Source organism: Psychrobacter sp. ANT_WB68, assembly GCF_008369115.1.
In the GTDB taxonomy this organism is placed as follows: domain Bacteria; phylum Pseudomonadota; class Gammaproteobacteria; order Pseudomonadales; family Moraxellaceae; genus Psychrobacter.
On the sequence record NZ_VOAZ01000003.1, the window covers coordinates 126,773 to 139,815 of the forward strand.

Below are 13,043 nucleotides of genomic sequence, written 5' to 3' on the forward strand. Positions count from 1 at the left end.
CTTTTGATAAAAGTCTCGCAGTAACCAACTTTGCCATAAAAAATCTTTTAATAAGTAGCTGAATATAGGATTGATTAGTTTAGCTACTCAAAAGAAGACAATATTTAAGCATATCCCCATAAAAAAACAATCGTAAACCGACAAAAGCCACTATTAACCAGATTATCGGTTAAAAATGAAATTTTCGATATACGATTGTGTACTCAGTTTTATGCAAATAATCTAAAAGCTGTTAGATAACACTAATGGTTTAAATAGAAAACGATGAGCCACAGCCACAAGTGGTGGTGGCGTTCGGATTGGTGACGATAAAGCGCGCGCCTTCTAATCCTTCCGTATAATCAACTGTAGAGCCTTGCAAATATTGATAGCTTAGCGAATCGACGACTAAGGTCACATCGTCATTATCAAAATTCGCATCGTCCTCATTGAGCTCGTTGGCAAAGTTAAAACCATAAGAGAAGCCTGAGCAGCCACCACCCGTCACATATACACGCAGCATCAGGTTGCTGTCACCTTCTTCTTCACGCAGACGACGCACCTTTTGTGCGGCACTGTCCGTTAGGTTTAAAACAGTTGGATCAACGGGTTGGCTTGAGCTTGGGTTAAATTGGTTGGCTGATTCGTTCATATCTACCTCAGTGGCTAAAATCAAATGATATTATTTTTTATGTATGCGAGGTCGTCTATTTATACTGGATAGGGCGACTGATCCGTAACGGCTGATAAGCATAGGCTACGGGAATATTAGTGAGATTGGGTCACGATTTTAGACGCTCGTGTCGAGCTGCTACGACTTAACTGCATGATGTCAATAGTGTTTTACTAGTATAGCATAATTGGGCTAATGATTGATTTGTCAAGGGTGACAGTAGCGTTTGCGACGAAAAAAGGCGTTTTAAACCGCAAGTTTTTAAATAGTCGCCGCTCTCTGACGATATTAAGAGGTTTTTAGCAGTATAAAGGTTTGAATTTAAAATACTTATTTAATTGTTTGCCTATGCGGCAAGCGTTTGAAATAATAGCCGCCAGTAAACATGCCAGACGTGTGTTTTTCTTATTGCCTTATGTTTTATATTACTGTTGAGATGAAGAAATTATATGATCGAATTTAAAGACGTTGGTGTTCGCCGTGATGGTCGTGAGTTGTTTGCAGGGGCAAGCTTCCAGCTACATCCGGGCCACAAAGTTGGCTTAACGGGCAATAACGGCACAGGCAAATCGACCTTGTTTGCCTTATTATTAACACGCATGGGCACCGGTGATACCGAAGTGACGCTTGATAAGGGTGAGGTCAGCATTCCTGATAGCTGGCATGTGGCGCACATGGCGCAGGAAGTGGGCGCGAGTACACAAACGGCGATTGATTATGTGTTAAGTGGCGATGAGCAGTGGTATGAGATTAATGCCGCCTTAAATGATTTGAGCAGTGTCAGTGATGATCAGATTGGGGTATTGCATCAACAGTTTGATGAGATTGATGGCTATCGTACCCCGACCAAAGCCGCACAAATTATGGCAGGTCTTGGTTTCAATACCAGCCAGCACGAGCTGCCAGTAGAAGGGTTTTCCGGTGGTTGGCGCATGCGTTTAAACCTTGCCAAAACCTTGATGAGCCGCGCGGATTTAATGCTGCTTGATGAGCCAACCAACCATTTGGACTTGGATGCGATTTTGTGGCTTGAGACGTGGATTAATGCATTTAGCGGTTTGGTGATTGTGATCTCGCATGACCAAGCGTTCTTAGATGCTACTGTCGGGCATATCTTGCACGTGGAACAACAAAAAATCACACTTTATACGGGTAATTATCAACAGTTTATTCGCACCCGTCATGAGCGTATGGCGCAGCAGCAGCAAGCTTTTGAGAAGCAAGAAGCGACCAAAGCGCATTTGGATGACTTTATTCGTCGTTTTCGTGCCAAAGCCAGTAAAGCAAAGCAGGCACAGAGCCGTATTAAGCAGCTTGAACGTATGGCGGAGCTTTCACCGATGATGGCGGACAACCCGTTCTCATTCCGCTTTTATGAGCCGGCAAATATGAGCTCACCGCTGATTGAGCTGAGCAATGCTGATATTGGTTACACAGATACAGCGCTACTGCATAATGCCAATATCCAAGTGACGCCGGATACGCGTATTGGTTTGCTTGGTATGAATGGCGCGGGTAAATCAACTTTGATTAAAGCTTTGGTTGGCGAGCTTGGTATTTTAACGGGCAGCTATCGCGTCTCTGATACGCTTAAGCTTGGCTATTTTAATCAGCATCAAATGGATGCATTGGATGCTGCGGCGACGCCTATGCAAATGTTACGTCGCTTAGCGGGCAAAACCTCTGATGCCGAATTGCGCTCGTTCCTCGGCAGTTTTGACTTTCGCGGTGAGCGTATCGACACGCCAAGTGAGCTGTTTTCGGGTGGCGAACGCGCGCGTTTAACGTTGGCATTGATTGTCTGGCAGCGTCCAAATGTTTTGGTACTCGATGAGCCAACCAACCATTTAGACTTACAAATGCGTCAAGCGTTGACCATCGCCTTGCAGGGTTTCGAAGGGGCAGTGGTACTGGTGTCGCATGATCGCGAGCTGATTGCTAACGTCTGTGATGAGCTATTTTTGGTCCATGATGGTCAAATCGATGAGTTCGATGGTGATATCAGTGACTACGGTAAATGGCTGGCCGAAAAGCGTAAGCAAGAAAATACGCCAGATAAAAGCAACAGTAAGAAAAAGAATAAAAAAGACAATAAGAAGTTTGTTTCACGTGAAACAGATGCCAGTGCAACAAACAGCCACGCAAGTAACAAAATCAGTAATAAAGCCTCCACCCATTCTGCAAAAGACAGTGCTGCTCAGCCTACGCTGAGTAAAGAAGAGCTGCGTAAATTGGCCGCTGAACAACGCAAACTCACCGCACCTATTCGCCGTGAGATTGAAGAGACAGAAAAAGCCTTGGCTAAGATTGCTGAGAAATTAACCAGTCTTGAAACCAAGCTTGCCGATACTGAGTTGTATGAAGAAAGCCGCAAGTCTGATTTGCTGGTTTTACTCAATGAGCAAACCGTGCTACAGCAGCAGCATAGTGATAATGAAGAGAAGTTATTGCTCGCGATGACAACCTTAGAGGATATGGAAGTAGCTGTTAAATAGGCCGCAATAGCCAGTTATAAAATGATAAGCATTCATTTTAAAAGACAGCAGCATAAAAAAGGGAGAGCGTTAGCTCTCCCTTTTTTATTACATTATTCCATACGGTATTTACCATCACCATAAGATAGTATTTTCATGGTGGTTGTACAAAGTTCGCAGTTTATTTGACCAGCAGCGGCTTTCGATAAATCCAAAATACGACCTTTAATAAAAGGTCCTCTATCGGTAATATTTACGATCACGCTCTGCTTTGTCTTTTTGTTAGTCACTTGTACCTTCGTACCAAACGGCAGCGTTTTATGTGCGGCGGTTAGAGAGTTCATATTGAAGATACTGCCACTTGCGGTACGTTTGCCGTGGAACTTACTACCATAGTAACTGGTGTTGCCGGCAAAAACAGTGGTACTTAACAGTAGCGATAAAGTGATGACTAAAGACTTGATGAAATAAGACATGTAATACCTTTTTTCTATTGATGAGATAGACAGATACGCTTGCCTATGTTATCCATACTCCCTGTGAGTACAAATAGTAAAAGTATTTTACAAGAAGTAACTTGTCATATTATTACCGGTCTGTAAAAGAACTCTTAAGGTCAAAACAGTACTTTTTAGAGCCAAAAATCTATAAATTCATCACTTTTAAACAGCGATTATCTTATTTAATTTTCTTAACAATATCCCCATGATTACCTATATACATAGCTCTTATACTTAAGTTATTCGTGGTACGCTTATAGCTAGTCGTCATAACTGGTTATATTTATCTAACGCTATGGGTTTTTATTATTGTTATTATGGTTACTAGATGGTAACGACAATCTGTTATGTCGCCGTCAAATAAACTTCCTTATCATCTGGTTTACATTGGCATACCAGCCTTATAAATAGGCTTTTATTTTGAGGAACAACAACATGGCAGAAAAAAATTACTATGACATTTTAGGGGTCAAAAAAGACGCCACAGATGCTGAGATTAAAAAGAAATATCGTAAGCTTGTTCGTCAATATCACCCTGATGTGAGCGACGCTCCAGACGCTGATAATAAAATCGCAGAAATCAATAACGCTTATGAGACCCTCAGAGATAAAGATAAGCGTGCGGAATACGACGCCATGTTAAACAATCCCTTTGCTGGTCAAAGCGGTTTTGGTGGGCAATCGGCAGGCGCTGGACAGGGTGGCTTCCGCTGGGAAGATATTAAAGACCAATTTGGGGAGGGCGAAGCCTACGGCGATGGTGGCTTTCGCTTTGATGATATTTTTTCCGCCTTTGGGCGCGGTGCACGTGGCGGCTCAGCTAGTGGTCAGTCGCAATATGGCGGCTTTGGTAGCCAAGGTCAAGACCAACATGCAGAGATTACCGTTGATTTATCTTCGGTCTATAGTGGCGATGATTATAGTATTAAATTAAATGTTCCCGTTCGTCAGCCGAATGGCAGCGTCGATTACGAAAACAAAACCCTAAAAATTAAAATCCCTAAAGGCATCACTGACGGTAAACAAATTCGTCTAGCAGGGCAAGGTGCGGCGGGCGGCGGTAGAGGGAAAAACGGCGATTTATTTTTAAAGGTCAAAATCCGTCATGCGGATAATATCCGTATCGAAGGTGCTGATATCTATCAGACGGTCAATATTGCGCCATGGGAAGCGGCACTGGGCGAGAAGATTAACGTCAGCACTCCAGCAGGGACGCTCGGCGTGACGATTCCTAAAAACAGCAAATCGGGTAGCAACTTACGTCTAAAAGGTAAAGGAATTCCTGCCAAACAGGCCGGCGATTTGTACTTGACCCTAAATATTATCAACCCGAATATCAATAATGACCAGGCTGTTAAAGCTTACGAGGCGTTAAAACAAGCTTTTTCAGACATTAGTATTGAGCGCTAAAAACGCCTTTAACAGCAGTCATTGATTATGGTAATAAAAACTAGAGATGCAAACGATAACGATAAAATAAAGAGTAAACGAGGATAATCGCTATGAAACACTCGCCTGAATTTACCGACATTATCTTGAGCTTAGATGAGCTCGTATCTGCCTGTGGTCAAGAGCGCCAATGGGTCATCGAATTGATTGAAGAAAATATCATTGAATATGATGTGCCAGAGCGCCAGCAATTCACCGGCTATCAATTGACGACTGTACGCCGTGCCTCACGCCTTAGCCGCGACTTTGAAGCCAGTGTACCGGCGATTGGGTTGATACTTGAGCTATTAGATGAGATTGAGCAGCTGCGTCAATTTAAGCGTCAGCTAGAAATGCAGACCCCAGTGATTGAAGTAGAGGTCGATCATTTGAAATAACAAGTGACTCATTATTCAGCCCATAAAAAAGGGTCTCTAAAGTGAGACCCTTAATGGTTTACAGATCATGCTTTAACAATTAGCGCGCATATTTTGGATCAGCAGCAGCGGTAAATAACACGTCTGTTGATGAGTTCAGTGCAGTTTCAGCTGAATCCTGTAATACACCGATGATAAAGCCAATGGCGACCACTTGCATGGCAATGTCGTTTGGAATACTAAATAGACTCGCCGCAAGGGGAATCAACAACAGTGACCCGCCAGCGACACCCGAGGCACCGCAAGCACTGATCGTTGCGACTAAACTTAATAGCAGCGCTGACGCAAACGTCACTTCAATACCGAGCGTATGTGCCGCAGCAAGGGTTAAGACGTTAATCGTAATCGCTGCGCCTGCCATATTAATGGTCGCACCCAGTGGAATGGTGACCGAATAAGTGTCTTCGTGTAGACCCAATTTGCGCGCAAGGTTCATATTGACAGGAATATTAGCCGCCGAACTACGGGTAAAGAACGCCGTAATCCCTGACTCGCGTAAGCAAGTGAATACCAACGGATAAGGGTTTTTACGTGTCTTAACCAAGACAATCAGCGGGTTGACGACTAAAGCGATAAATAGCATACAACCGATCAATACCATCAAGATGCGGGCATAGCCTGCCAACGCAGCAAAACCTGTTTCAGCGACGGTATTGGCAACCAAGCCTAAAATACCAAAAGGTGCTAAAGCGATGACCCATTTGACCACTTGCGAGATAGCATTTGAAAAATCACTGACCACGGTACGCGCGGTATCACTGGCTTGACGCAAGGCAAAACCAATAATGATGGCCCAGGCTAAAATACCAATATAATTGGCTTCAGCGATGGCATTAACTGGGTTGGCAACCAAATTCATCAGCAAGTTGGTCAATACTTCTTTGAGGTTGGCAGGTGGTACTTGCTCAATGGTGGCATTGATCAATATCAGCTCTGTGGGGAATAAAGAGCTGGCGGCAACTGCCGTTAGCGCTGCCAAAAAGGTGCCGAACATATACATAATCAGCACAGGTTTGACATACACTTCATTGCCGCTACGGTGTTGGCTAATGGCTGCCATGACCAAAATAAATACCAATATCGGCGCGACAGCTTTTAAAGCACCGACAAATAGCGTCCCTAATAGTCCTAAGGCAATACCGATATTTGGTGCCATCCAGCCAATCAAAACTCCCAGTATTAAACCAATAATAATGAGCGGTACCAAACCTATACGCTGGTACATCGCAATCAATGAACGCATCTATACACCCTCGACTTAGTCAATAAATATGAAATTTATAATAGAACGGAAAAGTAATCGCAGGATGGTAGCATTTTTTGCGATAAGCGCCTACCTTTAACCCACATGGACATGAGGTTATATGGCGATAAAAAGCGTGGCACGCTAGGAAAATAAAGGCCGTTAGCAGGGTAAGGAAGTAAAGATAAGAATCAATCAATTAAACGTTAAAGTGCGTCAGCTCATAGCCTAATTGCTGGTAGCTCTTATATTTGTGACGACCTTCTTGCACGCTGTTAGGATCGGGTTTTATTAGCTCAAGTACTCGGGTAGGCTGCGCATTATTGGTCGCTGCCATAAAGCGATTTACCGGATGGATGGTAGTATTAAGGACAATACCTTTAAAATCGGCTGGCATATAGCTGCTAAGTAAAACGGGGGCTAACGGTTGATTATTAATAGAATTAATAGCCGTGTTTCCAGTATCAGCACCGTCAACATCAGCAGCTAAAAGCCGCTGATGCGGTATAAAACTGACGGCATCTTGTGACCATAGTGCCTCATCAAGCGTCGATAGCAACTCATCCTCTTTTTCGATAAGAATCAATAACGACTGAGTGCTTTTATTGAGCGCCGTTTGGGTCAGCTGACAAATAAAGCCCAAGAAATCTTGGGCTTTACTCTCACTTAAAATATAGAAACTGATTTTCATAAACAGGTCTTTATCAATGGATTAGGCCATATTCGCGCTGTTTTTTAAATATTGCATAAACAGTGGTACAGGACGACCAGTTGCCGCTTTGTCTTGACCAGAGTTCCATGCCGTACCAGCAATATCTAAATGCGCCCATGCTTGACCTTCTTCGACGAAGCGCGATAAGAAGCAAGCAGCAGTCACAGCACCAGCACCTTTACCACCGATGTTTTGCATATCAGCGATAGGCGAGTCAAGCTGTGTTTGATAGTCGTCATCCATTGGCATGTGCCAGATCAAATCGCCTGATAAATGACTGGCGTTTTCTAAGTCAAACAATACGTCTTCGTCATTACTAAATACTGCTGAACGTACGTGACCTAAAGCAACCACACAAGCGCCAGTCAAAGTCGCGACGTCGATAATCGCTTTTGGATTATAGCGCTGCACGTAGCATAAGGTATCAGCTAACACCAAACGACCTTCTGCATCGGTATTTAAAATTTCAACCGATTTGCCATTCATGGCTTTAACGATATCACCTGGGCGAGTCGCATCACCTGATGGCATGTTTTCTGCACAAGCGAGAGCACCAACGACGTTAATCGGTAGACGCGCTTCACACAATGCTTTAATGGTACCGAGTACGGACGCTGAACCGCCCATATCGAACTTCATCTCATCCATGGCCGCACCGGGCTTGATTGAGATACCGCCTGAATCAAAGGTGACGCCTTTACCGACTAAGACGATAGGCGCGTCATCATTGGCAGCTTGTACATCGTTATCACTGTTTACATCAGCATTTTTAGCCGCTTTCTTAGGTAACTTGGTTGGTAGTTTATCCGCCAAGGCTTTGAGACCGCCAGCGACTTTTGCGCTGTTAGTCGTTGCTTTTTTAGTGCCAGTACTAAAGTTAGATTTACCACGGTATTCCATGAGTACCAGCTTGCCTTCTTTGGTAGAGCCTTGCGAAACGGCCAAGAAACAACCCATACCCAGTGCTGACATCTCATCTTCACCGAGTACGGTGACTTTTAATAAGTCAGGATAGGTTTTGGCAAGCTCTTGCGCTTGTTCAGCCATATAAGCGGGGAAACAGATATTGCCCGGCTCATTGGCGACATCACGGGTCAGGCTTTGACCCGCGAAGACTGCTTCGGCAAACGCTAATGCAGCGTTCAATGACTCATCAGCAAGTAAGTAAATATCAGTTAAAACTGGCGTGGTTTGCTCTGATTTATATTTATCAAAACGGTAGCTGGCTGCCAATAAATTCAGAGCAAACTGACCGAAGTGATTTTCTTCTAATGCATCACCTAAGGCCACTGTAATAGAATCGACGCGTTTTTGCGTGCTTTGATAAATGGTATTGGCGATTTTTTGCAATATGCTATGGCTAAGCTTGTCAATACTACCAACACCGACTAATAATAGCTGTACTGGGTTTTCTTTCGCTGTTTTTTTATCGCCAGCAAGCGCATAGTCAGCCACAGTTTCGCAGGCTTTACCGTTAAAGTGTGATACTTCAATCAATTGCTCAATACGGGTTTGATAGTCGCTTAATGCTGCTTCAGCTAAGATGTTTTTCTTATCATCGATGAGCACCACAAGGCAGGCGGCATCTTTACTCTTGGCTTCCTTTTTAAGTATTTTTTGCGTATGAGTTTTTGGCAGCGTTTGGGTTAATTTAATATTCATATAGTTATCCTTATTAGAGTTATGAATTTAGCGCTATAAAAATGGCAGGTTTTATTTAAATTGCTGATACCTGTTAAATCGTTTGGGCAATTTCGCCATCGCAATAGTGTAGCATATTGCAAGGCGAGTGCGCAGCGAGTAAGGCTTAGGTAATATGTTTGAACAATTTTGCGATAATTATTTAAGTAATTGTTTTATGTCTTTATAGAGTAGTCAGTTACTCGCCAACCAATTCAGCGGTCGTGACTAAAGCTGCAAATCTATCCTGTAATGCTGCCATCGCTGTTTCGTGCATCACATCCGCACTTATGGCTTCTTTTTTATCATTAGGCAAGGCGCGGGTGGCACAAGCATCATGGCAGACAAAACTGTCAAAGCCCCAATCAAATGCCGCTCTGACGCTTGAGCTGACACACATATGGCTCATAAAACCTGCAAAAATAATTTGCTGCTTTTGCGTGCCTGCTATTAGCGCTTGAAGCTGGGTATCATAAAAAGCGTTAGGATGTTTTTTGACGATGACCGTTTCGCCATCTTTCGGTTGTAATTCAGCGACAATATCAACATTCGATGATAAAGGATCAAAAACATTGCCGTTATCTTCGCCGTGATGGGCGATATGGAAAATAGGAATGGCTTGCGCGCGAGCTTTATCTAGCAGGAGGCGTGCATTTTTAATGGCTTGCGCACCAGCTTGTCCCAAAGGCATGGATCCATCAACATATTCGTTTTGATAGTCAATAAAAACGACGGCGCACTTTGACCAATCGAGTGCATCAAATTGACCACCAGCGAGTTCAAGTAAAGTAGAGGGTGTAGACGCGACTGTGTTCATCATTAGTATTCTCCATTAGGCGACATGATTAGAAATTTTGCAGATTTCTCAGTCTAACAACTAATACTAAAGATGCGTGGTAGAGGATACGAAGGACAAACAAACTTTTCCAAATAACATAAAGCAAAAATATATTGCAAAGACTTAATAGGGTGGCACTTATATTAAGGCGCGCACATAACTTATGTGCGCTATATACTGTGCTGATTTTATCTAATATCCAGCCATTCATCCAGCGTTACAGTAAGATAGACGCAATGTTTTCAAACACATTTCACAGCCATTTTTAAGCAAAATATGCTACGATTAGCGGTTATCTTTATCGCTACTATTTATAGTGTTTCGCTAAGTCATCGCCTTTCTATAACTGTCTTTAAGTCTCAGCTATCGAGTTTACTTCTCTCTATAGTCGTCAGTCATTGCCAATAAAACTGCGATAAATTGTGCGCATACCAACCTTTTTTAAAAGAGTGCCTATTGTGATATTACGCCGCTATATGACCCAACAAGTTGCTTCAACGACCGCCTTGGTCTTGGGGTTTTTAGTGGTGATGATGCTGGGCGGTCGTTTAATCCGTTACTTCGGTATTGCGGCAGAAGGCAATCTAGATATCAGCTTATTATTTACCATCATTGGTTATAATTTGCCCTACTTTTTAGAACTTATCCTGCCACTGGCATTTTTTATCGCTCTCATGTTGGTATTTGGGCGCTTATACGTTGACCAAGAAATGGCGGTGATTAATGCCAGTGGCGTGTCGCGTGGCAAGCTTGGACGTCTGATGACGCCATTGATACTGGCATTATTTGTCGGCGAAGCGGCTTTATCTATCGTTGGGAAGCCGTGGGGCGTACGCTCATCCGAGAGCGTTTGGCAGCAGCAAGCATTCACCAGTGCTTTTGATTTGATTCGCCCCAATCAGTTTATCAGTAGTGGCAATTATCATTTATATGTGGGCAGCTTGAGCGATGATAAAAAGCAATTGCAAGATGTGATACTTATTCAGTCTGAGCCTAAGACTAAAGGCAATGCCGCAAAAAATGCCGCCGTTGATATCAATAGTAATATTGACCCTGAAACCGCTGAGCAACTCAATATCCCAGAGCTACCAAATGCACTCACAAGTAAAAATAGTATTAGTAAAGACACCATTACGCTTGCCAAGCGCGCTGAGCAAGTAGAGACGGGTAGTAGTGGCGTGACCCAATTGGACTTATTCCAAGGTCGTCGTTATGAAGTGGGCGCGGGCAGCCTGAAATATAATCAAGTAGGTTTTGATCGCTATCGTATCACCTTGACCGAACCCTCCAAAGAAGTCATCACCGAAGACAATATTGAAACCCAAGCAATTGGTCCATTATGGCAAGCAGCAACGGGCAATGCAGCAGTCAATAGTGACAGTGCACTACGAGCCGCGCAAGGTGAGCTTGGCTATCGTCTGTCATTGCCTTGGTTAATGATTATCGCGCCGATGCTGGCTGTACCACTGGCGCAAGTACGTCCGCGCCAAGGTCGCTGGTTGCGCCTCTTCCCTTCTATTTTATTATTTGTCAGCTGTGCGCTGGGTATTATTTCGCTCAAAAATGCTGTGAGTAAAGGCAGTGTGAGCGTTTGGGCGTATGCATGGTTAATATTAGGCTTTATAGTATTGGCGCTTTATATGAACTGGGGCAGCCGCATGCAGCATCGTTTGCGCTTTCGCAAACCAGATGAGCTGTTAACCGTTAGCGAGCATCAAGGCAATATTGACCACAAAAGCAATGGCTCACAAGGAGGACAATCCTAATGAGCGCTTTATTTTCTAAATCACCAAAGCTAAATTCGCCAAATACTAAACTGAAACTTGCGCCAAAACCGACCAATTTAAAAGTGCTGAGCCGTTACGTTAAATTGAATGCCTTGCTTGCCATCATCGGCGCGGTCATAGGCTTGTGGGCATTGCAGTTGGTATTTTCTTATTTGTCTGAGCTAGATTCGCTGGATGACAGCTATACCATGGGCGAGGCAATTAAATATATTTTTTACCGCTCACCTTATTTCTTAGAGCAGTTTATGCCAACCGGTGCGCTACTTGGCGCGGTAGTCGGTTTAGGTTTACTTGCTAATAAAAGCGAGCTCGTTGTGATGCGCGCCGCTGGCGTCAGTGTTTATCGTATCGTCGGTTGGGTGTTGCAGCCTGCCTTAATTTTTGTGCTGTTGGCATTGGTGATTAATCAGTTTGTATTGCCGCATTCCAATCAATTGGCGCAAGAGATTAATGATCAAGACAACAGCTCGCTTGTCACGTCGGTACGGGGTTATTGGACGGTACAACCACGTTTCGAGAGTGCAAAAGACGGTAGTGCCAAGCCGGATGGTAGTGATATTTTGTATATTGATTATGCCGATGTGCAAGGAAATATTGGTGAGGTCAAACGCTGGCATTTAGACAATAATGGCAACTTGCAAACCGCCATTCATGCTGAGGGCGGGCAATATATCGGCCGCGAGCCTATAGATACCGATAGCAGCAAACCGAGCGAGCAATATCGTTACGAGTGGCAGCTGAATAATATGACCAAGCTGATGATCAATCAGGGCTTTGAGAGTAGCCAAGCTATCGCACCGTCAGATACCTTAAGTTTGCCTTTTGCCCCTGAATCGGTATATTTACTCACTCGTCAGGCAGAGGATTTGTCATTGACTCAGCTGTATGAGCATCGTCAGTTTATGCGCCAACAAGGCACGCGCTCGTTAAGTCATGAGTTGGCATTTTGGCAAAAGCTGCTTTCACCGTTATCGATTTTATCGCTGGTGATTGTTGCCTGCTCATTCGTTTTTGGCTCATTGCGTACGCATAGCTTGGGTTTACGTATCGTCGTGGCATTGCTATTTGGTTTGTTGTTTAGTTACGTGCAAGACTTGGTTGGTTTTGTCTCATTAGCGACTGGATTTTCGCCATTATTAATGGTGATATTACCCATTATCGCCAGCACGATATTGGGTGGATATTTACTGAAACGGCAAATGTAACTCTAGAAATTTAGGCACAAAAAAGCCCGCTAACACATCATGGTGTTAGCGGGCTTTTTGTTTACGGAGCGTTTAAGATATAAGCTT

The 13,043-nt window shown here is 43.7% G+C and carries 11 protein-coding genes; 5 read left to right on the forward strand and 6 right to left on the reverse strand.

Features of this window, described 5'->3' with window-relative positions; genetic code table 11:
* Positions 1–250: 250 nt before the first annotated feature.
* Positions 251–631 (reverse strand): iron-sulfur cluster insertion protein ErpA, encoded by a 381-nt coding sequence (gene erpA, locus FQ084_RS09035; RefSeq protein ID WP_149490319.1) that lies wholly within the window; start codon positions 629–631, stop codon positions 251–253.
* Positions 632–1,101: 470 nt separating this feature from the next.
* Here erpA and FQ084_RS09040 point away from each other — a divergent pair, with 470 nt between their 5' ends.
* On the forward strand, positions 1,102–3,147 hold the full coding sequence (locus FQ084_RS09040) for an ABC-F family ATP-binding cassette domain-containing protein (protein WP_149490320.1): 2,046 nt from the start codon (positions 1,102–1,104) through the stop codon (positions 3,145–3,147).
* A gap of 92 nt (positions 3,148–3,239) precedes the next feature.
* Here the strand turns inward: FQ084_RS09040 and FQ084_RS09045 are convergent, their stop codons facing one another.
* A complete protein-coding gene (locus tag FQ084_RS09045; protein WP_149490321.1) occupies positions 3,240–3,602 on the reverse strand; it encodes a septal ring lytic transglycosylase RlpA family protein in 363 nt (120 codons plus the stop codon).
* Positions 3,603–4,061: 459 nt separating this feature from the next.
* On the opposite strand from FQ084_RS09045, the gene FQ084_RS09050 reads away from it, so the two are divergent.
* On the forward strand, positions 4,062–5,036 hold the full coding sequence (locus FQ084_RS09050) for a DnaJ C-terminal domain-containing protein (RefSeq protein ID WP_149490322.1): 975 nt from the start codon (positions 4,062–4,064) through the stop codon (positions 5,034–5,036).
* 92 nt (positions 5,037–5,128) lie between these two features.
* The gene (locus FQ084_RS09055) at positions 5,129–5,452 is read left to right on the forward strand and encodes a chaperone modulator CbpM (protein ID WP_149490323.1); all 324 of its coding nucleotides are present in this window, start codon (positions 5,129–5,131) and stop codon (positions 5,450–5,452) included.
* Between the two features lie 79 nt (positions 5,453–5,531).
* On the opposite strand, the gene sstT is transcribed toward FQ084_RS09055, so the two are convergent.
* The 4 genes from sstT to FQ084_RS09075 form a co-directional block, all read right to left on the reverse strand.
* Positions 5,532–6,734 carry a serine/threonine transporter SstT gene (gene sstT / locus FQ084_RS09060; protein ID WP_149490324.1) on the reverse strand — a complete coding sequence of 401 codons (1,203 nt, stop codon included), beginning with the start codon at positions 6,732–6,734 and terminating at the stop codon, positions 5,532–5,534.
* Between the two features lie 199 nt (positions 6,735–6,933).
* Entirely contained in the window at positions 6,934–7,425 is a 492-nt protein-coding gene (locus tag FQ084_RS09065; RefSeq protein ID WP_149490325.1) for a DNA polymerase III subunit chi, read from the reverse strand.
* A 21-nt stretch (positions 7,426–7,446) separates the two neighbouring features.
* Positions 7,447–9,108, reverse strand: coding sequence for a leucyl aminopeptidase (locus FQ084_RS09070; RefSeq protein ID WP_149490326.1), 1,662 nt, complete (start codon positions 9,106–9,108; stop codon positions 7,447–7,449).
* A gap of 217 nt (positions 9,109–9,325) precedes the next feature.
* The gene (locus FQ084_RS09075) at positions 9,326–9,946 is read right to left on the reverse strand and encodes a cysteine hydrolase family protein (protein WP_262880717.1); all 621 of its coding nucleotides are present in this window, start codon (positions 9,944–9,946) and stop codon (positions 9,326–9,328) included.
* Positions 9,947–10,440: 494 nt separating this feature from the next.
* On the opposite strand from FQ084_RS09075, the gene FQ084_RS09080 reads away from it, so the two are divergent.
* The gene (locus FQ084_RS09080; protein ID WP_149490694.1) at positions 10,441–11,730 is read left to right on the forward strand and encodes an LPS export ABC transporter permease LptF; all 1,290 of its coding nucleotides are present in this window, start codon (positions 10,441–10,443) and stop codon (positions 11,728–11,730) included.
* Complete coding sequence (gene lptG / locus FQ084_RS09085; protein WP_149490327.1) at positions 11,730–12,956, forward strand: LPS export ABC transporter permease LptG; 1,227 nt, start codon at positions 11,730–11,732, stop codon at positions 12,954–12,956. Before FQ084_RS09080 ends, lptG begins: the two co-directional genes overlap by 1 nt.
* Positions 12,957–13,043: the final 87 nt, after the last annotated feature.

What these genes read in the sequence shown, in the direction of transcription:
- erpA (WP_149490319.1), bottom strand. Translation starts at nt 631, where the DNA reads ATGAACGAATCAGCCAACCAATTTAACCCAAGCTCAAGCCAACCCGTT.
- FQ084_RS09040 (WP_149490320.1), top strand. Translation starts at nt 1,102, where the DNA reads ATGATCGAATTTAAAGACGTTGGTGTTCGCCGTGATGGTCGTGAGTTG.
- FQ084_RS09045 (WP_149490321.1), bottom strand. Translation starts at nt 3,602, where the DNA reads ATGTCTTATTTCATCAAGTCTTTAGTCATCACTTTATCGCTACTGTTA.
- FQ084_RS09050 (WP_149490322.1), top strand. Translation starts at nt 4,062, where the DNA reads ATGGCAGAAAAAAATTACTATGACATTTTAGGGGTCAAAAAAGACGCC.
- FQ084_RS09055 (WP_149490323.1), top strand. Translation starts at nt 5,129, where the DNA reads ATGAAACACTCGCCTGAATTTACCGACATTATCTTGAGCTTAGATGAG.
- sstT (WP_149490324.1), bottom strand. Translation starts at nt 6,734, where the DNA reads ATGCGTTCATTGATTGCGATGTACCAGCGTATAGGTTTGGTACCGCTC.
- FQ084_RS09065 (WP_149490325.1), bottom strand. Translation starts at nt 7,425, where the DNA reads ATGAAAATCAGTTTCTATATTTTAAGTGAGAGTAAAGCCCAAGATTTC.
- FQ084_RS09070 (WP_149490326.1), bottom strand. Translation starts at nt 9,108, where the DNA reads ATGAATATTAAATTAACCCAAACGCTGCCAAAAACTCATACGCAAAAA.
- FQ084_RS09075 (WP_262880717.1), bottom strand. Translation starts at nt 9,946, where the DNA reads ATGATGAACACAGTCGCGTCTACACCCTCTACTTTACTTGAACTCGCT.
- FQ084_RS09080 (WP_149490694.1), top strand. Translation starts at nt 10,441, where the DNA reads ATGACCCAACAAGTTGCTTCAACGACCGCCTTGGTCTTGGGGTTTTTA.
- lptG (WP_149490327.1), top strand. Translation starts at nt 11,730, where the DNA reads ATGAGCGCTTTATTTTCTAAATCACCAAAGCTAAATTCGCCAAATACT.